This window comes from Devosia sp. GW821-FHT12F11, assembly GCF_058806655.1.
In genome coordinates this window covers 53,506-77,490 of record NZ_JBXAPX010000007.1, presented here as the reverse complement: position 1 = coordinate 77,490, position 23,985 = coordinate 53,506, and the positions used below count along the sequence as shown (strand labels likewise).

23 protein-coding genes and 1 tRNA gene are annotated in these 23,985 nt (G+C 65.6%); 8 read left to right on the top strand and 16 right to left on the bottom strand.

Features of this window, described 5'->3' with window-relative positions:
• Positions 1-14 precede the first annotated feature (14 nt).
• The 3 genes from AC1ROK_RS20035 to AC1ROK_RS20025 all read right to left on the bottom strand — a co-directional run bounded on the left by AC1ROK_RS20035 (position 15) and on the right by AC1ROK_RS20025 (position 3,090).
• A tRNA-Arg gene (locus AC1ROK_RS20035) sits at positions 15-91 on the bottom strand.
• An 87-nt stretch (positions 92-178) separates the two neighbouring features.
• Entirely contained in the window at positions 179-1,948 is a 1,770-nt protein-coding gene (locus tag AC1ROK_RS20030) for a hypothetical protein (protein WP_492850168.1), read from the bottom strand.
• 326 nt (positions 1,949-2,274) lie between these two features.
• Positions 2,275-3,090: a L,D-transpeptidase family protein gene (locus AC1ROK_RS20025; RefSeq protein WP_492850166.1), complete on the bottom strand. Its 816-nt coding sequence runs from the start codon at positions 3,088-3,090 to the stop codon at positions 2,275-2,277.
• Positions 3,091-3,298: 208 nt separating this feature from the next.
• On the opposite strand from AC1ROK_RS20025, the gene AC1ROK_RS20020 reads away from it, so the two are divergent.
• Positions 3,299-3,724 carry an OsmC family protein gene (locus tag AC1ROK_RS20020; protein ID WP_492850164.1) on the top strand — a complete coding sequence of 142 codons (426 nt, stop codon included), beginning with the start codon at positions 3,299-3,301 and terminating at the stop codon, positions 3,722-3,724.
• Positions 3,725-3,737: 13 nt separating this feature from the next.
• Here the strand turns inward: AC1ROK_RS20020 and AC1ROK_RS20015 are convergent, their stop codons facing one another.
• The gene (locus AC1ROK_RS20015) at positions 3,738-4,448 is read right to left on the bottom strand and encodes a hypothetical protein (protein ID WP_492850162.1); all 711 of its coding nucleotides are present in this window, start codon (positions 4,446-4,448) and stop codon (positions 3,738-3,740) included.
• Positions 4,449-4,690: 242 nt separating this feature from the next.
• Here AC1ROK_RS20015 and AC1ROK_RS20010 point away from each other — a divergent pair, with 242 nt between their 5' ends.
• Positions 4,691-5,503 carry a thermonuclease family protein gene (locus tag AC1ROK_RS20010; protein ID WP_492850160.1) on the top strand — a complete coding sequence of 271 codons (813 nt, stop codon included), beginning with the start codon at positions 4,691-4,693 and terminating at the stop codon, positions 5,501-5,503.
• Positions 5,500-6,966 carry a M48 family metalloprotease gene (locus AC1ROK_RS20005; protein WP_492850158.1) on the top strand — a complete coding sequence of 489 codons (1,467 nt, stop codon included), beginning with the start codon at positions 5,500-5,502 and terminating at the stop codon, positions 6,964-6,966. The genes AC1ROK_RS20010 and AC1ROK_RS20005 overlap by 4 nt, the downstream gene beginning before the upstream one ends.
• A 164-nt stretch (positions 6,967-7,130) precedes the next feature.
• Here the strand turns inward: AC1ROK_RS20005 and AC1ROK_RS20000 are convergent, their stop codons facing one another.
• Positions 7,131-7,538 carry a DUF2177 family protein gene (locus tag AC1ROK_RS20000; protein WP_492850156.1) on the bottom strand — a complete coding sequence of 136 codons (408 nt, stop codon included), beginning with the start codon at positions 7,536-7,538 and terminating at the stop codon, positions 7,131-7,133.
• A gap of 143 nt (positions 7,539-7,681) precedes the next feature.
• Here AC1ROK_RS20000 and AC1ROK_RS19995 point away from each other — a divergent pair, with 143 nt between their 5' ends.
• Genes AC1ROK_RS19995 through AC1ROK_RS19985 form a run of 3 tightly spaced genes read left to right on the top strand, consistent with a single transcriptional unit; the run spans position 7,682 to position 10,598 of the window.
• On the top strand, positions 7,682-9,028 hold the full coding sequence (locus AC1ROK_RS19995; RefSeq protein WP_492850154.1) for an NAD(P)/FAD-dependent oxidoreductase: 1,347 nt from the start codon (positions 7,682-7,684) through the stop codon (positions 9,026-9,028).
• Entirely contained in the window at positions 9,025-9,819 is a 795-nt protein-coding gene (locus AC1ROK_RS19990) for a DUF1365 domain-containing protein (protein ID WP_492850152.1), read from the top strand. The genes AC1ROK_RS19995 and AC1ROK_RS19990 overlap by 4 nt, the downstream gene beginning before the upstream one ends.
• Complete coding sequence (locus AC1ROK_RS19985) at positions 9,816-10,598, top strand: DUF1295 domain-containing protein (RefSeq protein ID WP_492850150.1); 783 nt, start codon at positions 9,816-9,818, stop codon at positions 10,596-10,598. Before AC1ROK_RS19990 ends, AC1ROK_RS19985 begins: the two co-directional genes overlap by 4 nt.
• A gap of 3 nt (positions 10,599-10,601) precedes the next feature.
• On the opposite strand, the gene AC1ROK_RS19980 is transcribed toward AC1ROK_RS19985, so the two are convergent.
• From AC1ROK_RS19980 to AC1ROK_RS19950, 7 genes are all read right to left on the bottom strand, one after another.
• Positions 10,602-11,012: an NUDIX hydrolase gene (locus tag AC1ROK_RS19980; protein WP_492850148.1), complete on the bottom strand. Its 411-nt coding sequence runs from the start codon at positions 11,010-11,012 to the stop codon at positions 10,602-10,604.
• Positions 11,013-11,146: 134 nt separating this feature from the next.
• Complete coding sequence (locus tag AC1ROK_RS19975; RefSeq protein ID WP_492850146.1) at positions 11,147-11,707, bottom strand: CarD family transcriptional regulator; 561 nt, start codon at positions 11,705-11,707, stop codon at positions 11,147-11,149.
• 376 nt (positions 11,708-12,083) lie between these two features.
• Positions 12,084-12,422: a ferredoxin FdxA gene (gene fdxA, locus AC1ROK_RS19970; protein WP_273959908.1), complete on the bottom strand. Its 339-nt coding sequence runs from the start codon at positions 12,420-12,422 to the stop codon at positions 12,084-12,086.
• 306 nt (positions 12,423-12,728) lie between these two features.
• A complete protein-coding gene (locus tag AC1ROK_RS19965; RefSeq protein ID WP_492850143.1) occupies positions 12,729-13,103 on the bottom strand; it encodes an RNA-binding S4 domain-containing protein in 375 nt (124 codons plus the stop codon).
• A gap of 6 nt (positions 13,104-13,109) precedes the next feature.
• The gene (locus AC1ROK_RS19960) at positions 13,110-16,250 is read right to left on the bottom strand and encodes a helicase-related protein (RefSeq protein WP_492850141.1); all 3,141 of its coding nucleotides are present in this window, start codon (positions 16,248-16,250) and stop codon (positions 13,110-13,112) included.
• A 610-nt stretch (positions 16,251-16,860) separates the two neighbouring features.
• The gene (locus AC1ROK_RS19955) at positions 16,861-17,274 is read right to left on the bottom strand and encodes a hypothetical protein (RefSeq protein ID WP_492850139.1); all 414 of its coding nucleotides are present in this window, start codon (positions 17,272-17,274) and stop codon (positions 16,861-16,863) included.
• Between the two features lie 165 nt (positions 17,275-17,439).
• Entirely contained in the window at positions 17,440-18,183 is a 744-nt protein-coding gene (locus AC1ROK_RS19950) for a DUF3108 domain-containing protein (RefSeq protein WP_492850137.1), read from the bottom strand.
• 292 nt (positions 18,184-18,475) lie between these two features.
• On the opposite strand from AC1ROK_RS19950, the gene rpmB reads away from it, so the two are divergent.
• On the top strand, positions 18,476-18,763 hold the full coding sequence (rpmB, locus tag AC1ROK_RS19945; protein ID WP_055886447.1) for a 50S ribosomal protein L28: 288 nt from the start codon (positions 18,476-18,478) through the stop codon (positions 18,761-18,763).
• 254 nt (positions 18,764-19,017) lie between these two features.
• On the top strand, positions 19,018-19,704 hold the full coding sequence (locus AC1ROK_RS19940; protein WP_492850135.1) for a queuosine precursor transporter: 687 nt from the start codon (positions 19,018-19,020) through the stop codon (positions 19,702-19,704).
• Positions 19,705-19,831: 127 nt separating this feature from the next.
• Here AC1ROK_RS19940 and AC1ROK_RS19935 read toward each other — a convergent pair whose 3' ends face one another.
• Genes AC1ROK_RS19935 through AC1ROK_RS19920 form a run of 4 tightly spaced genes read right to left on the bottom strand, consistent with a single transcriptional unit; the run spans position 19,832 to position 23,897 of the window.
• Complete coding sequence (locus AC1ROK_RS19935; RefSeq protein ID WP_492850133.1) at positions 19,832-20,218, bottom strand: YybH family protein; 387 nt, start codon at positions 20,216-20,218, stop codon at positions 19,832-19,834.
• A gap of 12 nt (positions 20,219-20,230) precedes the next feature.
• The gene (locus tag AC1ROK_RS19930) at positions 20,231-21,262 is read right to left on the bottom strand and encodes an esterase-like activity of phytase family protein (protein ID WP_492850131.1); all 1,032 of its coding nucleotides are present in this window, start codon (positions 21,260-21,262) and stop codon (positions 20,231-20,233) included.
• Positions 21,259-23,148 (bottom strand): cobaltochelatase subunit CobT, encoded by a 1,890-nt coding sequence (gene cobT / locus AC1ROK_RS19925; protein WP_492850129.1) that lies wholly within the window; start codon positions 23,146-23,148, stop codon positions 21,259-21,261. The genes AC1ROK_RS19930 and cobT overlap by 4 nt, the downstream gene beginning before the upstream one ends.
• Entirely contained in the window at positions 23,148-23,897 is a 750-nt protein-coding gene (locus tag AC1ROK_RS19920; protein ID WP_492850127.1) for a class I SAM-dependent methyltransferase, read from the bottom strand. The genes cobT and AC1ROK_RS19920 overlap by 1 nt, the downstream gene beginning before the upstream one ends.
• Positions 23,898-23,985: the final 88 nt, after the last annotated feature.

The following is a 23,985-nucleotide window of genomic DNA, read 5'->3' as shown; positions in this document are numbered from 1 at the left end:
TGGCCTCATGCAACTGGTGACCCCGGCGCGATTCGAACGCGCGGCCTCAGGATTAGGAATCCTGCGCTCTATCCTGCTGAGCTACGGGGTCACTGGGTTGCGACATAGCAAATGCAACGCTTCGGGGGAACCACCCGCGCGACGCTGACTGCGATGATGCCATCCGGTTGGGTCGTGCTCAATCCTCCGCACGCAACGCGGGGTAGGCCAGGAACGAGACCGTCTGCGAGTTGGACAGGATGAGCACCGGCTTGCCCGCCATATGCATCACGTTCACGATGTCATGGCCTGAGACGGACAGGGCTTCATGGAAGATGCCGCCCTCGTTCAGGAACACCCGGGACGGAATCTCAAAACCCGACGCCGACCTGGCGATGATGTCCGGCACGCCGTTCTCCGCCTCGAATGCCCAGGCCCGACGCATCCAGACGTAATTGGCTTTGCTCTTGCTGACATAGACTGTGTCCGCGCCCGGCAGGTACGTAGCGGTCTCGTGGGTAAAGTGGCCCGTACCGTCGTTCTTCAGGTATTGGAGCGAATAGCCCTTGTAGAAGGGAGTGCTCACCATGAGAAGGTCATTGCCTGTGCTCTGTTCGGCCGAGATGCCCGAGATACTCGCAATCGCAGGACGCTCCGTACTTTTGGTCACAGGGCTCCATGCAGAGGGCACAGATGGCTTCGGTAGTGCGATTTTCTCGCCCTTGCTGAAATTTCCATCGCCAGGGTTGAGGAACAATAGGCCTTTCTTGCTGCCCGTCATAAGGTCGGCCAGCTGATCCTGATTGACATCCACCAGCGCGGCGAGGCCATCGTATCGGAAGTCCTTCGGCACCCACTTGGACCTATCAACCAGCCCGTCTGATGTGACCTGCCGATACTGCGTCGGCCCGTCCTGCGCACTGTGGATCTTGGCCGCATAAATGCCGATCTCGCCGTTTGGGCCAACCACCCCGGCACTCAAGCCCTCGCCCCAGCCCCGCCTCTGCGTCAGCAGACGGCCGTAGTCCTCAAGCTTCCCCTCGTCGTTCAGAACCAGCAGGTTGTCGATTGCGCCAGTGGCCTTACGATTGTCCTGCCCGCCGTTGAGTATGTAAACGCTTGGTCTGCCGTCGACGAACGCTCCCAAAGCGACGTCATGCGGACCATCGGTGAAGGGGCGATCCCCCACAAAGGCGTCTTGGGACGTGTCTATATAGGCAGCCAACTTCGGGTCGTATGCGAGGACCTGAATTGGAACGGGAAGACCTGGCGAGATCGTCCACAAAACCATGAGATCCGGATAGTCAGGACCGGTGTGGGGGAGCGGAACGACCTCGCCGATGTAGGCGTCCTTCTTGGGAGCCGAGAAGTAGACCGGCACATCGATCGGCCCCGCCCCTTCTGAGGCTTCGGGATCTGTGTAGGCGAACTCCAAAGGAAGGCCCGGCGCCACGTAAGTTTCGATCTTGGTGATCTCGTCAGGCAGGCCGGAAATCTCCTCCAGGTGCTCCTCGTAGTTGAGGCAACGAGAGAGCGCTTCGGACTTCGCAGAGGGGTCCTTGGCCTGCTTATCGGCAATGAGCGGAAGAACGATCTGGCCCTGCCGGTCGGTCTTGGCCAGATAGGTGGTGACCAGCATCTGGCCCGCGGGCCGAACGATCTTGAGATAGTCCGCGCCGTAGGACTGATAGCGCAACGTAATGTCTCCGGCCTCCCGCACGATGCCGTTGCTGCTGGTGCCGCCCGCTTTGGCAATGATGGTGTCGGTGGATACCGTCATCGGCGAAAGGGCGCCGGTATCCTTGTAGGTGCGAGACGTGCATTGCTTGTCCTTACAGACGTAGAGCACGCCGGTGCCGTTGAAGCACCCAGAGGGATTGGCAGCAAAAAAGCCGTTCAACAGCTCATCACTTGCCTGGGCAACAGTGCCGCCAAGCAGCACAAACATCCCCACACGTGCGGCCGCCACGGCAGCACGCCCCAACTTCCTATTACCCGACATGTTCTCCCCCCGATCGGCAGTCCGCAGCGCGATTGTGTCGAAAGCCCGCTCGCAATCATCACTCTATGTGGCTGCAGCGGTCGACACTATTTGCCGGGCGCGGGCCGGGGTAAAGCAAAATGTCGACTGCAGACAGGTCAGTCGATCCGCCCGCACCTGAGCAGATGAGTATAGAGGGGCGATAACGATCGAGACGCCCGCCGCCGGCGCCGAGCGGGTCAATACCGGCCAGGGCGAACTCAACTGGCGGCGTGGCGTGATCGCTCGCCCTCGCCGCGGCGCTGGCGACCGCCTTACGAGAACGCCGGATTGCCGGCGGCGACGGCGAGGTCGGCAGTGGTCGGGGCAGCAGCGTCGGCCGGGCAGGTGCCCAGCGGGTCGTTAGGCAGGTCGGCGGAACCGGCACTGAAGACATAGCGGCCGCCGCAGGTACCGACCGTCGCCGGCCGCTGCGTCTGGGCCAGTACGTCGTAACCCTGCTTGAGGTTGCGCCAGAACGCGATGTTGGGGTTGGCGGCGTGCCGGGTCAGGTTGGCCTCGGTCATCCGGAACGGATAAAGCTCCAGCTTGAAGCTCGGATTGCCGCCGGCAAAGCTCTCGCGCGCCAGAGCGTAGATTTCCTTCATCTGCTCATCGGTCATGGCGTAGCAGCCGACCGATTTGCAGTCGCCATGGATCATCAGGTTGCTGCCGGTGCGGCCCTGGGCGCGGTCGAGCCGGTTGGGGAAGCCGGTGTTGAACGAGAGGTAGTAGCTGGATTTGGGATTCATCATCCCCGGCGTCACTTCATAGAAACCTTCGGGCGACTGGTAGTCGCCTTCCTTGACCTTGGGCCCCAGCTCCCCGGACCATTTGCAGATGGCGTAGGTCTTGAACAGGCGGTAGCTGCCGCGGCTGTCGGGCTTCCAGACCTCGAGCTCCGAGCTCTCCTTGAAGACGCGCACCAGCATCGGCGCGGCCGGCGTGGTGTCGAGCGCGGCGAGCACACTGACCGTACGGGCGGAAAGCGGCTGCTTGTCCTTGGTGAGGCCGCCCAATGACGAGCAGCCGGCAAGGACGAAGGTCAGCAACAGAACGGTCAGCAGGGCAGGCACGGGGGATTTACGCATGGCACTCTCGATCACTCGCGGCTGAGGATAGAGGCGGATGGTTACCCAGCCCTTGCCAGCGGCAATATCGGCGCTGGCGCCGGCCTGAACCCCGCTGCAACAGGGACCCGTTGCTGCGGCCGCTGGGGGGCCTGGCCGGGCTGGCAAGCGGGGTCGCGAAAGCGCTAGTCTCGCGCCCGCCAATTATCGAAACCAATGGAGTTTTCTGATGAAGCGTACTGCCACCGCCAACTGGAAGGGAACGTTGCAGGAGGGGACCGGCACGCTCGATGTGCTGAGCGGCGCTTTCGCGGGCCTGCCCTACACCTTCAAGGGACGCTTCGTCGACGAAAGCGGCCAATCCGGCACCAACCCGGAGGAGCTGATCGCGGCGGCGCATTCGGGCTGCTTTGCCATGCAGTTCAGCGCCTTCCTCGCCGCCAACGGCACCACCGCCGAGAACCTCAGGGTCACCGCGGCGGTCGAGCTGATTCCCGGTACCGGTATTGTCGGCAGTGCGCTGACAGTCGAGGGCAAGGTGCCGGGGATCGATGCGGCGAAGTTCCAGGAACTGGCCGAGAAGGCCAAGGCCGAGTGCCCGGTGTCGCGGGCGCTCGGCGCCATCAAGGTAACGCTGGACGCGCGCCTGGTCTGAGCCAGCAGAGAGGTCAGGCGTGGCGCCAGTCGGGCCACGCCGCCATCGAATGCACACGACGGGTGTGGCGGCCTTCCTCGCCGAAGGGCGCCACTTCCCATTTCCAGCGCAGGCCGCTGCGCGGCACCGGCCGGCCATGCAGCAGGTCGGCAGTGTCGAGCATCACGCCGTGCCGGTTGAACACGCGGTAGTCGAGATCGGTTACCAGCGTGGCCGGGCAGGGGAGCGCCGCGAGCTTGTCGAGATGGCCGTCGACCACCCGGCGCTCTGCCCCGGGAGCGGCGCGCGCCAGCTGGCTGACGAGGCTCAGCGAAATCACCCAGTCGAGATCGTCGATCGCCTCGAGGAAGTCGAGGGCGCCAGGATTGCTCGCCGTCGACAGGTCATGCCAGTGGCGCTCGACATTGGGATAGCGGTCGACCCGCCGGCCGATGGTCGAGAGGTGGATGCGGTCGACGAGGATCACCCGCTTGAAGGTGCGGCAGAGCGACTCGACCGGCACGTCGAACAGCGGACCCGAGCCGAGCACCACTACGGTGCGGCGCGAGGCCAAGTCGTCGATGGTGGTGTCGATCAGGCCGCGGGAGTTGGCGAGATGCGGGGCCCAGGCGCGGGTCTGGCGCTGGCCGCGGGCCCACAGGCCCACCGCCTCGCTCAGATGCAGGCGGAACGCCGGCGGCGTTCCGCGATAGCTCGCAGCATAGACGAAGAGTTCGGCGAGCATCGGTCAGGGATCCGGCAGCAGAATCGGCGTGATCCTAAAGCACGTGGCCGTTTCGTTGAAACGGGGCACGCTGCAAGTCGTTGAACGGTCACGCCGTCGAACCGGCAAGGTCTGCGGTTTGCCCTGGCAGCAGTTCCAGGGCGAAGTGGCCGGGTTGCAACATTCGTCGTGGTGCGGCCACGAGATGGAAGAATTTCGCCGCAATTTCGTGCAGTTTGCCATGTCGTCGGATGGGGCCAAACTTGCTTGTCTTCAATGTGCTCAGATTTGCTGCGGCTGCGGTGTTCGTCGCCATGCCGTTGAGCGCCCTTGCCATGGGCTGTGACGGGCTGGTCGACGGCCCCAAGGGCACCGTCATGTCGGTGACCGATGGCGACACGGTGGTGCTCGATACCGGCGTCGTGGTCCGGCTGATCGGTACACAAGCGCCCAAGCTGCCCCTGGGGCGCGAGGATTTCGAGACGTGGCCGAAAGCCGAGGAGGCGCGGCTGGCGCTGCAAGCGCTGACGCTCGGCAAACGGGTTGCGGTGCGCCATGGCGGCGAGCAGGTCGACCGGCACGGCCGGACGCTGGGGCAGCTCTTCGTTATCGGCACGCCCGAGCTCTGGGTGCAGCAGCGGATGATCGCCGACGGCTGGGCGCGGGTCTACTCGTTCCCCGATAATCGTGCATGTCTGCCACAGTTGCTGGTTGCCGAAGGCTCGGCGCGGCTGATGAAGCTTGGCATCTGGGCCGATCCCTACTATCTCGTGCGGCGGGCGGACCGGCCGGTTGAACTGGCCGGGCGCCTGGGTCACTACGAGCTGGTGGAGGGTCGAGTGCTTCTCGCCGATGAGGCGCAGGGGCGCATCTACCTGAATTTCGGCCGATCGTGGAAAGAGGACTTCACCGCCGTGCTCGAGCGGTCGGCGGTCCAGCTCTTTGCGCGCTCCGGCCTCGACCCCCTCAAGCTCGAGGGTGCCCTCGTGCGGATCAGAGGCTGGGTGGATGACGTCGATGGCCCGCGCGTCGAAGTCACCCATCCAGAGCAGATAGAGGTTCTCCTCGCTCCATGAAGTCGCGTTCGATGATCACGGCGCTCGGCGCCCCGCTCGCAGCAGCACTCCTCGCAGTGCTTGCTGCCTGCTCGAGCCTGCCTGGCGTCACGACGACCCGCACCGAGGGACAGAACGCGCCGATCGTTGCTTCCGACGATCCGGAGGAGGACGCGATCGGAGCGCGCGAGCACCCGCGCATCGTCGCCTCCTATGGCGGCATCTATTCGGACCGTCAGGCCGAGATCATGATCGCGCGGATCGTCGGGCGGCTGCTTGCGGCGGCCGACCAGCCGAACCAGAAGTTCACCGTCACCATCCTGGACACCGCCGAGGTCAACGCCTTCGCGCTGCCGGGCGGCTATGTCTATGTCACCCGCGGCATCCTGGCGCTCGCCTCCGATACATCGGAGATCGCGGCCGTGCTGTCGCACGAGATCGCGCACGTGACGCTGAAGCATGCCCGCGCCCGCACCAACAGGGCCCGTACCAACGAGATCGTCGACAAGGTGGTGTCGGGCGTGTTCGGCGCCGATACGGCCACCGACCAGGCGTCGAACCGCTCGAAGATGTCGCTTGCGGCGTTCAGCCAGCAACAGGAGCTGGCGGCCGACAAGGAGGGGATCCTGACCTCCGGCCGCGCCGGTTACGATCCGCACGCCGCGGCACGCTTCCTCGGCGCCATGGGCCGGTTCGCGCATTTCTCGGCCGGCGATGCAGACCAGGAAGGCGACTTCCTTTCCTCGCACCCCTCGACTCCCGATCGCATCCAGAAGGCGATCGAGACGGCGCGCGCCTTCTTCGGCGCCCCGGGCCTGGGCGAAACGGCGCGCGACGGCTACATGGCCGGCATCGAAGGCCTCGCCTTCGGCGACAGCCCGGCGCAGGGTGCGGTGGTCGGCCGCCGCTATATCAATCCGACGCTGAAGTTCACCTTCGAGGTGCCGCAGAACTACACGCTGCAGATCTCGAAGGGCGCCGTGGTGGGCGTTGCCGGCGAGGGCGAGGCGGTACGCTTCGACAGCGCCGAGGTGCCGGCGTCGATGGGGCTCGAGGACTATCTGAAGTCCGGCTGGATCGCCGGGCTGCAGCCCACGACGGTGAAGCGCGAGAGCGCCAACGGTTTCGAGATGGCGACCGGCGTCGCGGTCACCCCGCAGTGGAATTTCCGCGTTGCGGTGGTGCGCCATGACGGGCGGGTCTACCGCTTCATCTTCGCTGCCAAGTTCGATAGCCCGGCCTTCACCAAGGCGGCCGAGGCGACGCTGAAGAGCTTCCGGGCGGCGACCGCCAAGGACCTCGGCCAGGTCAAGAAGCTGGTGGTCCGCACCGTCACTGCCGGCAGCGTCGACACCGCCGACTCACTGGCGCGCCGGATGAGCGGGCTCAGCCGCGGTACCGACCTGTTCTATATCCTCAACAACCTCTACCCGGGCGACACGCTGGTCGCCGGGCAGAAGTACAAGATCGTCACCGTCGAGTAAGCGCAGGTCGTTTGCTGCGAAGGGCCGTTTCTAGTCCAGTGGCTAGCCTCGGTCTGGTCTTCCCACCGACGTCGTGCGTGGGGTGATTTCTGTGGCACCGCAACCGCGTATCGGCGGTCACTCGATGACACCGTTGGCCGTTCGGTCCATCTGTGAGGTGCGCCTCAGCCCGGCACCAGCCAGCGCACCGCCCAGTAACCGCCCAGTGCCGTGACCGCGGTGAGCGCGGTGCCCCAGGCGACGTCGACCAGGCTGAGGCTCAGCGGCCAGTTGCGCAGGGTCGAGAGGTTGGTGAAGTCGTAGGTGCCATAGGCGACGAGGCCGAGCAGGGCGCCGAAGCCCAGTGCGGTCACCCAGCTGCGCGCCTCGAGCGCCGGCAGGATGGCGAAGACCACCACGCCGACCAGGTAGAGCAGGTAGAACACCCCCGCCACCGCGAGGTTGGGCCGCTCTGCGAGGAGGGCACCCAACTGCGGCTGGTAGATGCGTGGCACCATGGTGGTGAGCCAGATCGCATCGAGTGCCAGCATGGTGATGGCGGCTCCGGCATAGGCGACGACGAAGGGCGGCATGCGGCGATCTCCCCTGGAACTGAGCCGTAAGTAACGGGCCGGAATGCCCAACTGTTTCGCCCGCCAGAGTTTTTTGCCGCGGCTGAAACAATTCCCGTGCGCGACCCGTAGTTGCTCCCATCGGCAGCAGATGGGAAATTCAGGTGCGATATCTCCAACAAGACCAGGCACGGGCGTCGGGACGGCGCATCGCAATCATTGGCGCGGGTATTGCCGGGCTGTCAGCCGCCTGGCTGCTAAGCCGGCGGCACGAGGTGGTGCTGTACGAAGCCAATGGCTGGCTTGGCGGGCACGCCAACACTGTCGATGTCGAGTGCCCGGAGGGGCCGATCGCCGTTGATACCGGCTTCATCGTCTATAATCCCGACAACTACCCCAATTTCACAGCACTGCTCGAACACCTGCAGGTGGCAAGCGTCGACTCAGACATGTCGCTGGGCGTGTCGGTAGGCGATGGCCGGGTCGAATATTCCAGCCGGCCGTCCGGGCTGTTCGGGCAGAAGCGTAACATCGTCAACCCGCGCTTCTGGCGGATGATCGCCGATATCGTGAAGTTCTACGAAGTGACGCGCGGCCTCGACGAGAGCGCCATGGAGGCGGTTTCGCTGGGTGAGTTCCTTGATCGCGGCGGCTGGTCGCCGGCGCTGGTCGAGGAACACGTGCTGCCGATGTGCGCGGCGATCTGGTCGACCACCTCGGAGCAGATGCGGCACTACCCGATGCGCTCGTTCCTCCGCTTCTTTACCAGCCACGGCTTGCTGCAGGTCACCAACCGGCCGCAATGGCGCACCGTGCTTGGCGGCAGTCGTAGCTATGTCGAGGCGCTGATGGCCGATATCGGCACCGCGATGCAACGCCGCCCGGGCGCGACGCGGGTCAGCCGGCAAGCTGGCCTGGTGATTGTCGAAGATGCGGCGGGCGGGCGCGAAGTGTTCACCGACGTCGTGATCGGCGCTCATGCCGACCAGGCCCTGGGGTTGCTCGCGGCCGCCTCCGACGACGAGCAGGCAGTGCTCGGCGCCTTTCGCTATACCCCCAATGTCGCGGTGCTGCATGACGACCCCGCGCTGATGCCGCGGCGGCGGTCAGTATGGGCCAGCTGGAACTATATCGGCTCGGACGATGCAGGAACCGACCGGCCGCTCTGCGTCAGCTACTGGATGAACCACCTGCAGTCGCTGCGCACCCGCCGGCAGCTGTTCCTGACCCTGAACCCGTCGCGGCAGCCGCGGTCCGAGAGCGTCGTCCGCAGCTTCGAATACGCCCACCCGCTGTTCGACCACGCAGCGCTGGCGGCACAGGACCAGCTGTGGCGGCTGCAGGGGGTGCGCAATACCTGGTTCTGCGGCAGCTATTTCGGCTACGGCTTCCACGAGGACGCGCTGCAATCGGGCCTGGCGGTAGCCAGCCAGTTCGGCATCAGCCCGCCCTGGGCCGCGCAGCACAGCCGCATCGCTGCGGCGCCGACGGTGCTGGAAGCGGTGCAATGAGGTCGGCGCTGTATCGCGGCGAGGTCGCGCACACCCGGCTCAGGCCGAAGCGGCACAGCCTCGGCTACAAGGTGTTCTGCCTGCTGCTCGACCTCGATGAGCTCGAGACGCTTGCCGGCCGGTTCGCCCTGCTCGGCATCGAGCGCCCCGGGGTGATCAGCTTCCGGCAGTCCGATCATGGCGATGGGCAGCTGCCGCTCAAGGCGTGGGCGGCAGCGCGACTGGCCGAGGCCGGGATCGGCTATGATGGCGGCCGGATCGAGCTGCTCTGCTATCCGCGCCTCTTCGGTTTCGTGTTCAACCCGTTGAGCGTCTACTTCTGCCATCGCCAGGACGGATCCCTCGCCGGCATCCTTTACGAGGTGCACAACACGCACGGCGAGCGCCACACCTATGCGCTGCCGGCCGGCGGCGATGGGCGGGTGGTGCGGCATGCGACGAAGAAGCAGTTCTTCGTCTCGCCGTTCATGCCGATGGATTGCACCTATCGTTTCCGCATGACCGCTCCGAAGGAGCGCGTCGGTGTCTCGATCCTTGAGGATGATGCCGAGGGGCTGCTGCTCACCGCCAGCTTCACCGGGCGGCGCGAAGAGCTGTCGAATCGGGCGCTGTGGCGGGCTTTTGCCGGCTACCCGCTGATGACGCTCAAGGTGGTCGCCGGCATCCACTGGGAAGCCCTGAAGCTCATCGCCAAGGGCGTGCCGTTCTTTCACTGGTCGCCGGCGCGGCAGCGGATTGCCTCGGGGACGGTGAGGGTCTCCGAGCGGCGCGTGCCGGAGCAGGTCAAATGATCAGCGGCACCACGATCGTGATCGCGGCGGTGTTGCTGTCATCGATAATGGCGCTGGCCTGGTGGGTGGTCGTCAGTTCGGGCCGGTCCGGCTGGGCTGATACGTTCTGGAGCTATGGCACCGGGCTGGTTGGTGTCGTCGCCGTGTGGTGGTCCGCGGCCGGGATGATGAGCGAACGTACGCTGCTGGTGATGGCGCTGCTGGCGCTATGGGCATTGCGTCTTGGCACCCACATCGCCCGCCGCACCCTCATCGGCGGCGACGATCCGCGCTACGCAGAATTGCGCCGCGGCTGGGGTGAGCGTTATCGCAGCCAGTTGTTCGTGTTTCTCCAGGTCCAGGCCGTGGCGGCGTTGGTGCTGGTGGTCGCGGCGCTCGCGGCAGCCGGCAATCCCGCGCCGCTGGGCCTCGGCGACATGCTTGGCGTCGTCATCGCGCTGCTCGCGATCACCGGCGAGGCGGTCAGCGACGCGCAACTGAGGGCGTTCAAGGCCGATCGGGCTGATGCCGACCGGGTTTGCGATGTCGGGTTGTGGTCGCTCAGCCGGCACCCGAACTACTTCTTCGAGTGGCTGCACTGGCTGGCCTATGTACCGATCGGTGTCAGCCTCGCCTATCCCTTGGGCTGGCTGACGCTGCTGGCGCCGGCGATGATGTACTGGTTGCTGGTGCACGTCTCGGGCATCCCGCCGCTCGAAACCCACATGCTGCGTACCCGCGGCGACCGCTTCCTGGCCTACCAGCAACGCGTCCGGGCGTTCTGGCCGGTTCCGAAGTAAGGTTCAGCGGTTGCGGAGGTAGGCCGGCAGGATGTGGTGGCGCGACAGGGCCGCCAGCTCGAGCTGACCGGGCTCGGCAGGGTCGACCCAGCGGGTTTCCTCGATCTCGGCTTGTGGCGTCGGAGTCGACTGGATGTCGAGCCAGAAGGCTTCTGCCACCACGGTGGCGTCCGTCTCATGGGCGGCGGGGGCCGAGAACCGGCCGAGATAGCGGGCGGAAGCTGGATCGATGGCGATACCCAGTTCCTCGTGCACCTCGCGCTGCAGTGCCCCCAATGGCGCTTCGCCCGGCTCGATCTTGCCGCCCGGCTGCATGAACACGCCGGTGCCGCGCTTGCGCACGAGGAGGATACGGCCATCAGGGCCGGCCAGCACGGCGGCGGCGATGAAGATCTGTCGAGGTCTGGCGGTCATGGAATCAATCATTGGGGCAGCGCCACCCTGCCGCGGTTGCGCCTCGGCGTCACGAGGCCGTGCCCCGGTGGCCACGGGCAGAAACAGAAAGGGCCGGTCTTGCGACCGGCCCCGATGCGTCACATGACGTGAACTTACGCGGCTTCCTCGGCGTCGGCGGCGTCCGATTTCGGACCGCGGCGCGGCGACTTGGCGAGGTTCTTCTCGATCAGCTGCACAGCCTCGGTGAGGGTCAGCTTGTTGACGGCCGAAACCTCACGGCTCATGCGGTCCATCGCCTGCTCGAACAGCTGGCGTTCCGAGTAGGACTGCTCGGGCTGGTCGTCGGAGCGGAACAGGTCGCGCACCACTTCCGAGATGGCGATCAGGTCGCCGGAATTGATCTTGGCTTCGTATTCCTGGGCGCGGCGCGACCACATGGTGCGCTTGACGCGGGCGCGACCGGTGACGGTCTCCAGCGCCTTCTTGACCTCTTCCTCTTCGGCGAGCTTGCGCATGCCGACCGACTTGATCTTGGCGACGGGAACACGAAGGGTCAGTTTATCCTGCTCGAACGAGATGACGAACAGCTCGAGGGTCAGCCCCGCGACCTCCTGTTCCTCGATCGAGGTGATGAGGCCGACGCCATGCGCCGGATAGACGATGTACTCGCCCGTCTTGAATCCAAGCCGCTGCTGAGGCTTCTTGGTGACCATAGAGGATACTCCTATTAACGCCGCCGCCGGACAGCTCTTCGCGGAGAGGCCGTCCTGTTGTTGCTCGTTCGCCCGTCCGAACAGATAAGCAAAACCCTTTGCGCACTCTTCCGGTCCGCGCGACCGGATGACTGCGCCCCCATTATTGCTGGTGTCAAAAAAAAGGGTGCCCGAAGGCACGCATTGGATGACGGGCAAGCTCCATTCGTTTGAGGAGCGTAGCACAAAATTTCAGCAAAATCAAAAGTTGCGAATCAAGACCGCCGGGAGCCGTTCAGCTTCCGGGCCCAACCCGTTCATCGCTATGGCAAATGCGCGACAAACCGGGGCTTGATCGCTCTGCTCAAACAGGCCGGGTGCCCCCGCCGGGCGAAGCTCAGTCGCCCTCGCCGGGGGCTTCGGAGAAGTATTTCTCGAACTTGCCCTCGACCCCGTCCCACTCCTTGGCATCGGCCGGAGCGTCGCGCTTCTCGGTGATGTTGGGCCAGGCGGAGGCGTATTTGCTGTTGATCTCCAGCCACTTGTCGAGACCACCCTCGGTATCGGGCTTGATCGCCTCGGCCGGGCATTCGGGCTCGCAGACGCCGCAATCGATGCACTCGTCGGGGTGGATGACGAGCATGTTCTCGCCTTCATAGAAGCAGTCGACGGGACAAACCTCGACGCAGTCCATGTACTTGCACTTAATGCAGTTGTCCGTGACGATGTAGGTCATTCTTCGCGAGCGTTCCTGCTCAAGTTTCTAGGGCCGCTGGGTCTTTCAGCCGGGCGCACGCAGCAAGCCTTACGCCTCGGGCCGTGCTAGCCCTTTTTCTCCCACGCCGCAAGGGACAGGGCGGTCAGGCTTTCGACGCATCGGCTTTCCTGCCGGCATGGTTATCCTCGCTATCTCAGGAGCGCTGCCGTGCCTGTGCGTCGAGGCGTGCGGGTCGGCAACTGCGGCCGAGCAATTGTGGCCGAGAGAGCGCGCAACCGAAACCGGCGACCGTAACGGCAAAGTGAACGATGGGCGTCGAACCGTTCAGTCCTCGTCGTCGCGCAATCGGTCGGTGTCGCGGCGTTCCTTCTTGGTCGGCCGCCCGCTGCCGGCGTCGCGCTCAGCGTGGCTCGGTGGGGCGGCTTCGCGGGGCACCGGGGGCGGTGAGAGGTCCTCGTAGAGCAGGGCAGCTTCGGGGGCGGGGCCGCGGCGGGCGCCGGGATCGAGGATGCGCCAGACCAGCAGCCGGGTATGCACCGTCATGGTGAGAACGTCGCCCGGCCCGACCTTGTGGTCGGACCGGTCAGTGCGTTCGGAATTGACCCTGACGGAGCCGGTCTCGATCAGCTTCTGCGCCAAAGTGCGGGATTTCACTGCGCGCGAGAAGAACAGCCACTTGTCGAGCCGCTGCTTCTCCAAGCGCCGCTATTCCGACTTGGGGTTCCGCAGGGCGGCGAGCGCAGCCCAGGGCGAGTTCGGATCGAGCACCGGCGGCTTCCGGTCTTCGCGCGGACGGTGTTCCTTCCAGTCCTCGCGCGGCTTGTCGAAGCGCTTGCCACCGGGCTTGCCGCCCTTGTTCTCGAACGGCTTGCCGCCGCCATTGCTGTTGCCGGCCCCTTGGCGCTGGCCGTCGCGGCGACCCTCGAAGCGCGGGCGGCTGGGTTTGGCGTCGCCCTTGTCGCCGCCTTCCGGACGGTCGGGGCGACGGAAATTGCGCTGCGGACGCTCGGACTTTTCCGCCTCGGCGGCGCCTTCCGCCCCCTCGACACGCGGGCCGCGGCTGCGGGCACCGCCGTGGCGCGGATTGTCGGGGCGGCGACCAGCGGGGAACCAGACCTCGTCGAACTCGGGCTCGGCCGGCTTGTCCGCCTCGGCCGGCGCCGGTGCACCCAGATCCGTGGTGGCGGTTTCGATGGCAGCGGCCTCTGCCTCGACCGCCACGGCAGTTTCGACCGCCGGGGCCGCGCCCTCGACCGCCTCGGCGGCCGCAGCGTTGAGCACTGCGTCGACGGCATCGGCAACCGCGGGATCGGCCGGCGCGGCGGTCGTCACGGTCTCTGTTGTCTCGATGGTCTCGATGGTCTCGATCGTTTCGGTGGTCTCAGTCGTCTCCGCCATCGGCGCTGCCGCGACCTTGGGGGTGCGGCGGACGCGGTAGCCGAGCGAGTTGAGGATCGAGGCAAAGTCCTCGCCGGCGGTACCGAGCAGCGAGGTCATCTCGACGGTGACGCGGAAGCCATTGCCTTCGGCAGCGCCCGGAGGCAGCTCGCCCTGGTGAGTCACCGGGTTCAGCGCGATCAGCGGCCGGATGATATCGGCGAGCCGCTCGAGGATATCGACGCGCACGGCGCGGCGCCCGGCGACCTTGAAGCCGGCGAGCTCATAGAGCTTCACGTTCACTTCGGGGTCGATGAGGAACGAGGTGCGGCCCGACAGCACGATCTGCGGCAGCTCGGCGACGCCGGGCTGGCGGACGCCGCCGTGCTTCAGCGCATAGAGGATCAGCGCCAGCTCGCGCGGCGCCGGCTTCAGGCTCTGCGGCACGTAGATATGGTAGGCGCCGAACTTGACGCCGAGCTTGCGCAGCTTGCCGCGCACGTCCTGGTCGAGACCCTTGACCTCTTCGGCCACGGCGCTGCGCGGCAGGATGCCGAGGTTCTCGTACAGCCGATAGGCGACGCCGCGGGCGGCGCCCTCGAGATCGGCCGGCGCTTCGAGCGACAGCACGCTTTCGAGCTGGGTGTTGACCAGGTGGCGGAGCCACAGGTTCAGCCGGTCCTGCACGCGCTCGAGATCGGGGCCGGTGAGGCTCTCATCGGCAAGGATGATGAGGCGCGGGGTGAACAGCTGTTCGCCCTCGACCAGATTGGCGATCACCTGGCCGCGCCAGCGCACATAGCCGTCGGTGGCGAGCACCAGTTCTTCGTTAGGCGCGCCGGCGACACGCTCGGCGCGTTTGGCGATTTCAGGCGCCACGACCTGCGCGGCGGCCGCCGCTACGCCCTTGGCATCGCCACCTTCCGACCGGGCCAAGGTGAAGCGGAAGCCCTCGATGGAGCCAATCAGGTGGCCTTCGAGGCTCACCTCGCCGCGGTCGTTAATTTCAGGCGATACCATATGCTTGTCTCTCAGGTGGCGCATAAGCACCGAAGTGCGACGATCGACGAAACGTTGAGTGAGACGCTCGTGCAGGGCGTCGCTCAGTCGATCTTCAATGTCCCGGGTCTTTTCGCGCCAATATGCGGGGTCTTCAAGCCAGTTCTTGCGGTTGGCGACAAAGGTCCATGTCCGGATCTGCTTGATCCGATTGGAAAGCGTATCAATGTCGCCTGTCACATTGTCGCAGAACCGCACCTGCTCGGCAATCCAGTCGGCATCGACATGGCGGTGGCGGGTGAGGTCGAGATAGATGCGGGTGATGATCTCGCCATGCTGGGCCGGCGAGATATCGCGGTAGTCCGGGATGCCGCAGCACTCCCACAACAGCCGCACCGCCGCCTCGCCTTTCGCCGCGACGCCGGCCTCGTTGCGGGCGACGAACTCCAGCGCATGCTGGTCGGTGGCGATGGGGACGCGGGTCAGGCCCCTGAGCGTGGGCGTCTGATCGAGGCTATGTCGCAGGTCCTCGATCGAAGCGAAATCCAGCTCGGCGTTGCGCCATTGCACCACCCGGATCGGCTCGAAATCGTGGGTCTCGAGGCGCTTGACCAGTTCCTCGTCGAAATCGGGGGCGTGGCCGGTGACCCCGAAGGTGCCGTTGTGCATGTGGCGGCCGGCGCGGCCGGCGATCTGGCCGAACTCGGCCGGGGTCAGCTGCCGGCTCTGGTGGCCGTCGAACTTGTGGTCGTCGGCAAAGGCGACGTGGTGCACGTCGAGGTTGAGGCCCATGCCGATGGCATCGGTGGCGACGAGGAAATCGACATCGCCGTTCTGGTACAGGTCGACCTGGGCGTTGCGGGTGCGGGGCGACAGTGCCCCCATCACCACGGCGGCGCCACCGCGCTCGCGCCGGATCAGCTCGGCGATGGCGTAGACCTGGGTGGCCGAGAAGGCGACGATGGCCGAGCGCTTGGGCTGGCGGGAGATCTTCTTCGAACCGGCGTAGAGCAACTCCGAAAAGCGCGGGCGCTGGATGATCTCGGCGTCCGGCAGCAGGGCGCGGATCAGCGGCGTCATGGTGGCGGCGCCGAGCAGCAGGGTTTCGCTGATGCCGCGTGCATGCAGCAGGCGATTGGTGAAGACGTGGCCGCGATCGAAATCGGTCGCCACCTGGATTTCGTCGATGGCGATGCATTCGACCGGCACGTCGAGCGGCATGGCCTCGACCGTGCACACCCAGTAGCGGGGCTTCGCCGGAACGATCCGCTCCTCGCCGGTGACCAGCGCCACGTGCTGGGCGCCGATCCGGTCGACCACCTTGTGGTAGACCTCGCGGGCCAGCAGCCGCAGGGGCAGGCCGATCATCCCCGAGCGGTGCGCCAGCATCCGTTCGATGGCAAAGAAGGTCTTGCCGGTGTTGGTGGGCCCAAGGATCGCCTTGAGCGAGGAGGCGGAAGCGGGAGTCATCGCGCCCTATTTAGGTGATCGAAAGCCAACAAACGAGTGTCTCGTCGCGAAACAAAAGAGCGGCAGCACCCGGGTCGGCATTAACCATTGGTACAAACGAAGAACAAACCGGAAAGGAATCGGTTGCGACTCGGAAATCCGTGTTTGTTCACTACAGCATATGGTGGGTGGTTTGGTCAGCGACCCGCTAGCGCCACGGCTTTCCTGTGGCACTGGGCGCAATCCCCGGAAATCGCGTTCAGGAAGGTTTCCAAGGGGTTAATTTCGGGCGGTTCGGGGCTCGAATCGGTCAAGTGTGAACGAGGCGTAAAGCCTTTGCCCGCAAAGAATTTTATCGGCTTCACGGCTTGGGTGCCTGAACAGTGGCTGCTCACGCTGCCGCGTTGGCAAAATAGCCGTTGACCGTCCCGGAATGACACGCGGATTTTGGTAACGTCCGGTTAACCATGATTTCCGCCGCCCGGCCGGCAACCCCGCTTGGAGGCGTGCCGGCACGAGGGACCACGGGTCTGTTGCCGGTGGTCCGGGGCGCGGAAGTCGGGGCGGATCAGCTCCGCTGACCGCGGGATCAGCTCCGCTGACCGCGGGATCAGCTCTGCTGACCGCGGGATCAGCACTCGGCGACGAGCGGGACCCAGTTGCTCTGGATCGGCGTGCCGGCGACGACGACGCGGTATTCGGCGTCGACCGGGTTGTTGATCACCAGGTTCTGGGTGTAGCTGCCCATGACGATGCCGTTGGCGCCTTTGACCGTGGTGACGGAATAGGGACCGCCGACGGCGCCGCCCTTCTTCACCACGAGGATGTTGATGGTGCCGGGCTTGTTGGTCTCGACCCAGGCGGTCAGCTTGCCATTGCCCGGGCAGATGTTGTTGGGCGGCGAGATGATGCCGAGCTGGATGCTGGTCGGCACGAGCTTGCCCGGGCCGGGGGTGGCGATCTTCAGGTCGAGGGCACTGGCGGCGCCAGCGAGCGCGACCGTAGTGGCGAGAGCGGCGATGCCGAGTTTCACGATAGTCTTCAATTCCTCCTTGGCGCGAGCCTTGGAGGAGAAAATGCCGTCGCGCGCTTGAACGCGTGCTGAGGCAAGGGTTTAGCTGACGTTCATCGCCTGGGTCTTCGATTTGGTCGCGCTTTCGAACCGGAAAAGTCTGCAACTTTTCCTGAAAGCGCTCCGCGGGCGGCGTGGCTATTCGGCGAGTTCGGTCAGCACCACCGAAAGGTCACCGGCTTCGGTGGTCACCAGCGCCCGGTAGGGAATGTAGTAGCCGGTTGCCTTGAGCGGCGCGTACCAGACGAGGATGCGCTCGTTTTTGGCGAGATAGGTGGTGATCTCGTTGTTGGTATAGTGCCCGGAAATCGGGGTGTAGTGCATCGAGCACAGCACCAGCGGCCCCTGGTAGCCGGTGCGCTTCGACGTCGCGGTGTCGTCCTTGATATATTTGAGGCTCAGGTTGAAGCGCTCGACACCGGTGAAGATCGGCATCTGCCGGTTGCACAACTGCTGGTCGAGCGCCGCGCCCTTCAGGACGAACGGCGCCAGCATGTCGTTGGCAGTGGTGAGGTGCTTCCGCTCAATTGCCACGCGGTCGATATTGTTGACGATCGGCGGGGCGACCTTGAACGTATCCACGGTGCCGCCGGCATAGGTGACGGCCGCGGTGAAATCCTCGCCGCCGGCACGGGTCAGGATGTCGAACTTCTGCGCCCTCAGGCCCTTGTCGGTGGAGGTCCCGGTCGAGGTAGCCTTGGCGGTGCCGCTTGCCACCAGCTGTGCCAGCCCGGTGATCTTGGCGTCGAGTACCAGCGAATAGGCCGAGCCGTTATCGGTCAGATTGATGCGGACATTGGCGATATGGGTGCCGCCCATGGTCACCATATACTCGGCGCGCGCCTTGATCTCGGCCGCAGCGGCGGGCAGGGCCAGCAGCATCAATCCTAAACTGGCAAGTCGTGCGGCCAATCGCATCGTCTGGCGGAAACCGGCGTTCAACACGGGAACGGACCTCTGGCGGCGTCGCCAAGCGGCGACGCGACGTCACCAGGCAGCGAATCAATATTGCTGCCAAAATGCCGAGCGAGGCTCGGGCTGGCAAGGCATTCGGCGTTCACAAGCTTGACGGGAGGAGCTCAGTTCTCTATGGGAGCGTCCGCAATCAAGAACAGACTCCAGCCCGTTGCGAGGGGATAGTCCCCCGCCGAGGGCCTTTTGACAGGATACTCCAATGGCTCGCCGCTGCGAACTCACCGGTAAGGGCGTGATGACCGGGAACAAGGTGAGCCATGCGCTCAACCGTACCCGTCGCCGCTTCCTCCCCAACCTCCTCAACGTCTCGCTGCTGTCGGACACGCTCGGCCGCACGGTCAAGCTGCGTATCTCGGCGAACGCGCTGCGTACCGTCGAGCACCGCGGTGGCCTCGATGCGTTCCTGCTCAAGGCAGACGACGCCGAGCTGTCGCCCGTCGCGCTGTCGGTGAAGAAGGAAGTCCGCGCCGCTCTCGCGACCGCGTAAGCTTCGCCCCTTCAGTTTCGCCGCGCGTCCCGAAAGGGGCGCGCGGTTTGTTTTGCGGTCAGCTTGCTGTCCACCACCGCTGTCATCCCCGCGAAAGCGGGGATCTCCGTTTTGCGATAGTGCATGAGGCACCAAAACAGAGGTTCCCGCTTTCGCGGGAATGACATCGCGACTAGAAGACCCATCGGAGCGGAAGCTCCAACCCCACCGCCCCGGTCTGATGCCGGCCAGCGGGTTACATAGAGGTGCAGGATATGCTCGCTCGCTTTGTCGCGGCTATTGCCGCGATGGTCGTGGTCGTCACCGCGTCCAACATTCTCGTGCTCTACCCGGTCGAGGCGACGCTCGGCCCGATCAACCTCAAGGATCTCCTCACCTGGGGAGCCTTCACTTACCCCTTCGCCTTCCTCGTCACCGACCTCACCAACCGCTATGACGGCGCGGCGCGCGCCCGTCTGGTAGTGGTTTTCGGCTTCGTCGTGGCGGTGGCGCTGTCATTCTACCTGAGCTTCAACCCGCTGCCGTGGAATGCCGGAGGGGCTCCCGCGACCACGGCGCGCATCGCCACCGCATCGGTGACAGCGTTCCTCATCGGGCAATTGCTCGATATCTCGGTGTTCTCGCGGCTGAGGGCCAGCAAGAACTGGTTCCTGCCGCCGCTCGCCGGGTCGCTGTTCGGCTCGCTGCTCGATACGGCGATCTTCTTTTCCATCGCCTTCTCGCCGGCCTTCGGCTTTGTCGACGGGATCTATGGGGCACAGGATGGTTCGCTCGGCTTCCCGGCGCCGTTCCTCAGCCTCGGAGCCGAGGTGCCACTGTGGGTCTCGCTGGCGGCCGGCGACTTCCTGGTGAAGTTCCTCGCCGCGCTGCTGCTGCTGGCGCCCTACCGGATGCTGATGGGCAAGCTGATGCCGCTGTCGCCGGTCAAGGCTGCCGCGTAGAGCATCACGGATCGGCGCGTGTTTGGGGCGCGCTGTCGCCGAGTTGATCCTTTGCGATCACCCCACCTACGGGATGACAGCCGGTGGGTGGGGTAAGACCGAGACAACCGGTCCCGCCCCACGCAGCCTAGCCATCTACGACCTGGCCCGGCCAGCGGCTCAGGTGCTCGTGGGCGATCCACCAGCGGTCGCCCGCGCGTTTGAGCACCGTGGTGCCGCGCCCGGAACCCGAGATCGGCTTGCCGTCGGCGACAGTTTCCCAGTTGAAGCGGTAGATGCAGGCTGCGGCGCTGTCGCCTTCGGCGATCCATTCGAGCTCATCGAGCCAGTAGTGCTCGCTAGGCCCCATCGCCCGCCAGGTCGCCTCGAACGCCGCACGGATCGCCGCGATGCCGCTATGGGTGCCGTTGGTGAACCAGAACGTCGCGTCGGGCGCGATGAGCTCGGTCAGGAGGTCGAAGTCCTGGCGGTTGATGCGGTCGGTGTAGGCCTCAAGCACATGCTTCGCCGACATGCCTCGTCCTCTTCAATCGGGCAGGCTGAATTCCAGCAGCAGGTTGCGTTCCCAGTCGTTGAAGTTGTTGTCCGACACCAGGGTGATGCGGGTGGTGCCATCGGGGGCGCTGTGGACGGCGAGGGCTTCCATGTTGTCGATATCGCCGCCCGCGGCGTGCAGCAGCTGTTCGCCCTTCAGGTGGGCGCCGGCCTTCACTTCGGCCGCCGGGATGCGGACCAGCCGCATCTGGAAGGCGAGCAGCGCAATACCGCGTTCCAGCACCAGGAGGTCGCCATTGGGCATGAAGGCGCAGTCGGTGGGGTTGGTGCCGTCGCCGGAAATATAGCTCAGCGGCCCTTTGTCGTTCTGGCCGAGCAGATAGGCCGAGTGCTGGCCGTCATCGTCGATGATGCCCTCGGTGAGCAGCAGGGTGGAGCCGGCAATGGGGGAGTTGGCGGGGGCGATGCAGACGGCCTCCAGCGTCTCGTTGGTGCGCGTGTCGGTCAGCCATCTGGGGATGTTGACCTCGCGGGCGGCGCCCTGCGGCACGCCGTCGACCAGCGTGAAGTCGGCGACCCGGGTGAGGTTCTCGAAGCCGACGCGCACCGCGCTCGGCTTGCCATCGCGCTCGATCACCGCCAGCGCCTCGGCATCGCGCGAGTAGGCACGCGGCAGTTCCTTGCCCTTGGAATTCTGGATCGGTTCGACCTTGACGCCGATCAGCCCCATCGGCCGTCCGGCCTCGTCATAGAGCAGTTGGCCGGAGACGAAATTGCCGCGGTCCGAGACCATCACCAGCCGCCCATCCGGACCGGTGAAGCCGAGGCCCGAGAGGCCGCCGAAAGTGTCGGTCTGGCTCTGCATCTCGATGCCGCCACGCCAGACAAGACCCTGCACGCGCTGGCCGATGCCCGCTGACATGAAGCTCGAGATGGGCACCGACGTGACCGTCTCCTCGTCGGCCCGGACTCCCAGCCCACCTGCGACCAGCAGTGCGGCGCCTGCGCTCGCGATCAGCAGTGCCGCTCCGGCGAGACGCGATGCACGCCGCCCTGCGGTCATCCGTAACGGCTCTTGCGGAAGGCGCCGGGCGGCTCTTCGTCGAACAGCGAGGCGAGCTCGTCAGTCAGGGCTCCCGCCAGTTCCTCGGCATCGAGCAGCGTCACGGCGCGCCGATAGTAGCGCGTGACGTCGTGGCCGATGCCGACCGCCACCAACTGCACGGCGGAGCGGGTCTCGATGTCTTCGATCACCTGACGCAAGTGGGCCTCGAGATAGTTGCCTGCGTTGACGCTCTGGGTCGAGTCGTCGACCGGCGCGCCGTCGGAGATCACCATCAGGATGCGGCGATTTTCGGACCGGGCGAGCAGGCGCTTGTGCGCCCATTGCAGGGCTTCGCCGTCGATATTTTCCTTGAGCAGCCCCTCGCGCATCATCAGCCCGAGGTTACGCCGGGCATGCCGCCAGGGCTCGTCGGCTGCCTTGTAGATGATGTGGCGGATGTCGTTGACGCGGCCCGGATTGGGCGGACGCCCCGCCTCCAGCCAGGCCTCGCGGCTCTTGCCGCCCTTCCAGGCGCGGGTGGTGAAGCCGAGGATCTCGACCTTCACGCCGCAGCGCTCCAGCGTGCGGGCGAGGATGTCGCCGCAGATCGCCGCAATGGTGATGGGACGGCCGCGCATCGAGCCGGAATTGTCGAGCAGGAGCGTGACCACGGTGTCGCGGAAATCGGTGTCGCGCTCGACCTTGAAGCTCAGGGCCTGCAGCGGGTCAGTGACCACGCGGGTGAGGCGCGCCGTGTCGAGCAGGCCTTCCTCGAGGTCGAATTCCCAGCTGCGATTCTGCTGTGCCATGAGCCGCCGCTGCAGCTTGTTGGCAAGCCGCGCCACGGCGCCGGCCAGGTTCTCGAGCTGCTTGTCGAGCAGCGCGCGCAACTGGTCCAGCTCCTCGGGCGGGCAGAGGTCGGGCGCCCGCACCACCTCGTCGAACTTCTGGGTGAAGATCTTGTAGTTGAAGACGTTCTGGAATTCTTTGGCGTTGGCGCCGGGCGGCGGCGGATTGGGCTGATCCTCGCCCGATTCCGAGCTGTCGTCCTCGTCGGTCTCGGAGAAATCCATCTCCGCGCCTTCGACTTCACCTTCCTGCTCGGATTGGCCGGGGGTCTGGTCCTCGTCGGCCTCGGCGTCCTCGCTCTCCCCCTCGCCCTGCTCGGGGTTCTTCTCGTCGTCCTGGCCGCGCTCCGGCTCCTGATCGTCACCCTGTTCGGAATCGTCGCTCTCGCCGTCGTCGAGATCGCTGTCGGGCACGAGGCTCAGGTCGCGCAGCAGCTGCCGGGTGGCGCGGCTGAACAGCTCCTGGTCCTCGAACCTGGTGAGGAGCGTCGTCAGCGAGTTGCCGGCGCGCTCCTCGATTTCCTTCTTCCACAGCTCGACGATGGCATTGCCCGAGGGCGGGATGGCGACGCCGGCGACGCGTTCGCGAAGGATCAGGCCCAGCGCCTCGGCGAGCGGGGCGTCGGCCTTGTCGCTGACTTCGGCAAAGTTCTGGCGGAACAGCCGGTCTTCCAGCATCTCGTGGATATTGCCGGTCATGCCGGGCATGCGGATGCAGCCCAGCGCCTCGACGCGAGCCTGCTCCAGCGCATCATAGGCGGCGCGGGCTTCCGGCTCGGCCGGGGCGCGCTTGCGGTGCGTTTCGGGATCATGGCTGGCGAGCCGCATGGCCATGGCGTCGCCCTGCCCACGGGCAATGGCGATGTCGCGCAGCGTCGGCAGGCGCGGCAGGTTGGCGAGCCGCGCCTTGTCGGCGGTGAGGATGGGACGATCGGCCGAGAAGCTCACCTCGAGGTCGCGTTTGCCGCCAATGGCGCGCACCGCGGCGCCCATCGCCGATTTGAACGGAGCGGTGGTGTCGGGCTTGTTCTGCTTGGAGCGCGGCGGAGGGGCCATCAGTGTTCTCGTTGGGCAGGCTTGGTCAGGGACATCAGCAGGAACATCGGCCGGGTCAGTTCGGTGGCGCGCCACTCAGGGTGGGCGGCGAACTGTTCGTCCGACGGTTTCCACTCGTCGACGGCACGATATGTGAAGCCCGCGCCGACGAGGATATTCAACATGGTGCCGATGGTGCGGTGAAACTTCACGATGCCGTCGACGATCCAGTTGGTGACGCGGCGGCCCTCGATCAGGTAGTCGGCGACGGCGAAGGCCTGGCGCCCGTCGGCGGCAGTAACCCATTCGGGTTCGGCGCGGGCGGCATAGATCGGGTGCTCGACCGAAAACACCAGTTGCCCGCCCGGCGCGAGCGCGTCGAACAGCATTTCGGCGATGCGGCCGAAATCCTCGACATAGTGCAGCGCCATGGAGCTGACGACCAGGTCGGCGCTTTGTGGCTCGAGTACCAGCTCGTCGAGGTTGGCGCGCAGATAGGTTACGGTCGGATTGCTGGTTTCCACCACTGCCCGCGCCAGCATCTTCTCGCTGAGGTCGATGCCGAGGACGGAACGCGCGCCCGCGTCGCCGAGCCAGCGGCTCAACTGGCCGAAGCCGCAGCCCAGGTCGACGACGCGCTTGCCGGCAATATCAGGCAGCAGTGCGCGCAACGCCGGCCACTCGCTGGTGGCCTCGAGGCCATCCCGCGAGCGGGGGAATTCGCTGTACCCGGCGAGGAATTTCGCGTCGTCGTAGATATTCTGGGCCACAATGGCCTCCGGCTAAAGCGCTTCACCGTTTCAATGAAACGTCGAAACGCTCCAAGTCTTTGATTTTGTCGCGCTTTCGAACCGGAAA

Excerpts from the sequence above, each read along its gene's own strand:
- rpmB (WP_055886447.1), top strand. The coding sequence starts at position 18,476 with ATGGCTCGCCGCTGCGAACTCACCGGTAAGGGCGTGATGACCGGGAAC.
- cobT (WP_492850129.1), bottom strand. The coding sequence starts at position 23,148 with ATGGCCCCTCCGCCGCGCTCCAAGCAGAACAAGCCCGACACCACCGCT.
- AC1ROK_RS19985 (WP_492850150.1), top strand. The coding sequence starts at position 9,816 with ATGATCAGCGGCACCACGATCGTGATCGCGGCGGTGTTGCTGTCATCG.
- AC1ROK_RS20015 (WP_492850162.1), bottom strand. The coding sequence starts at position 4,448 with ATGCTCGCCGAACTCTTCGTCTATGCTGCGAGCTATCGCGGAACGCCG.
- AC1ROK_RS19950 (WP_492850137.1), bottom strand. The coding sequence starts at position 18,183 with ATGCTGCTGGCCCTGCCCGCCGCTGCGGCCGAGATCAAGGCGCGCGCC.
- AC1ROK_RS20005 (WP_492850158.1), top strand. The coding sequence starts at position 5,500 with ATGAAGTCGCGTTCGATGATCACGGCGCTCGGCGCCCCGCTCGCAGCA.
- AC1ROK_RS19990 (WP_492850152.1), top strand. The coding sequence starts at position 9,025 with ATGAGGTCGGCGCTGTATCGCGGCGAGGTCGCGCACACCCGGCTCAGG.
- AC1ROK_RS20020 (WP_492850164.1), top strand. The coding sequence starts at position 3,299 with ATGAAGCGTACTGCCACCGCCAACTGGAAGGGAACGTTGCAGGAGGGG.
- AC1ROK_RS19935 (WP_492850133.1), bottom strand. The coding sequence starts at position 20,218 with ATGTCGGCGAAGCATGTGCTTGAGGCCTACACCGACCGCATCAACCGC.
- AC1ROK_RS19980 (WP_492850148.1), bottom strand. The coding sequence starts at position 11,012 with ATGACCGCCAGACCTCGACAGATCTTCATCGCCGCCGCCGTGCTGGCC.
- AC1ROK_RS20000 (WP_492850156.1), bottom strand. The coding sequence starts at position 7,538 with ATGCCGCCCTTCGTCGTCGCCTATGCCGGAGCCGCCATCACCATGCTG.
- AC1ROK_RS19960 (WP_492850141.1), bottom strand. The coding sequence starts at position 16,250 with ATGACTCCCGCTTCCGCCTCCTCGCTCAAGGCGATCCTTGGGCCCACC.
- AC1ROK_RS19975 (WP_492850146.1), bottom strand. The coding sequence starts at position 11,707 with ATGGTCACCAAGAAGCCTCAGCAGCGGCTTGGATTCAAGACGGGCGAG.
- AC1ROK_RS19940 (WP_492850135.1), top strand. The coding sequence starts at position 19,018 with ATGCTCGCTCGCTTTGTCGCGGCTATTGCCGCGATGGTCGTGGTCGTC.
- AC1ROK_RS20025 (WP_492850166.1), bottom strand. The coding sequence starts at position 3,090 with ATGCGTAAATCCCCCGTGCCTGCCCTGCTGACCGTTCTGTTGCTGACC.
- AC1ROK_RS19930 (WP_492850131.1), bottom strand. The coding sequence starts at position 21,262 with ATGACCGCAGGGCGGCGTGCATCGCGTCTCGCCGGAGCGGCACTGCTG.
- fdxA (WP_273959908.1), bottom strand. The coding sequence starts at position 12,422 with ATGACCTACATCGTCACGGACAACTGCATTAAGTGCAAGTACATGGAC.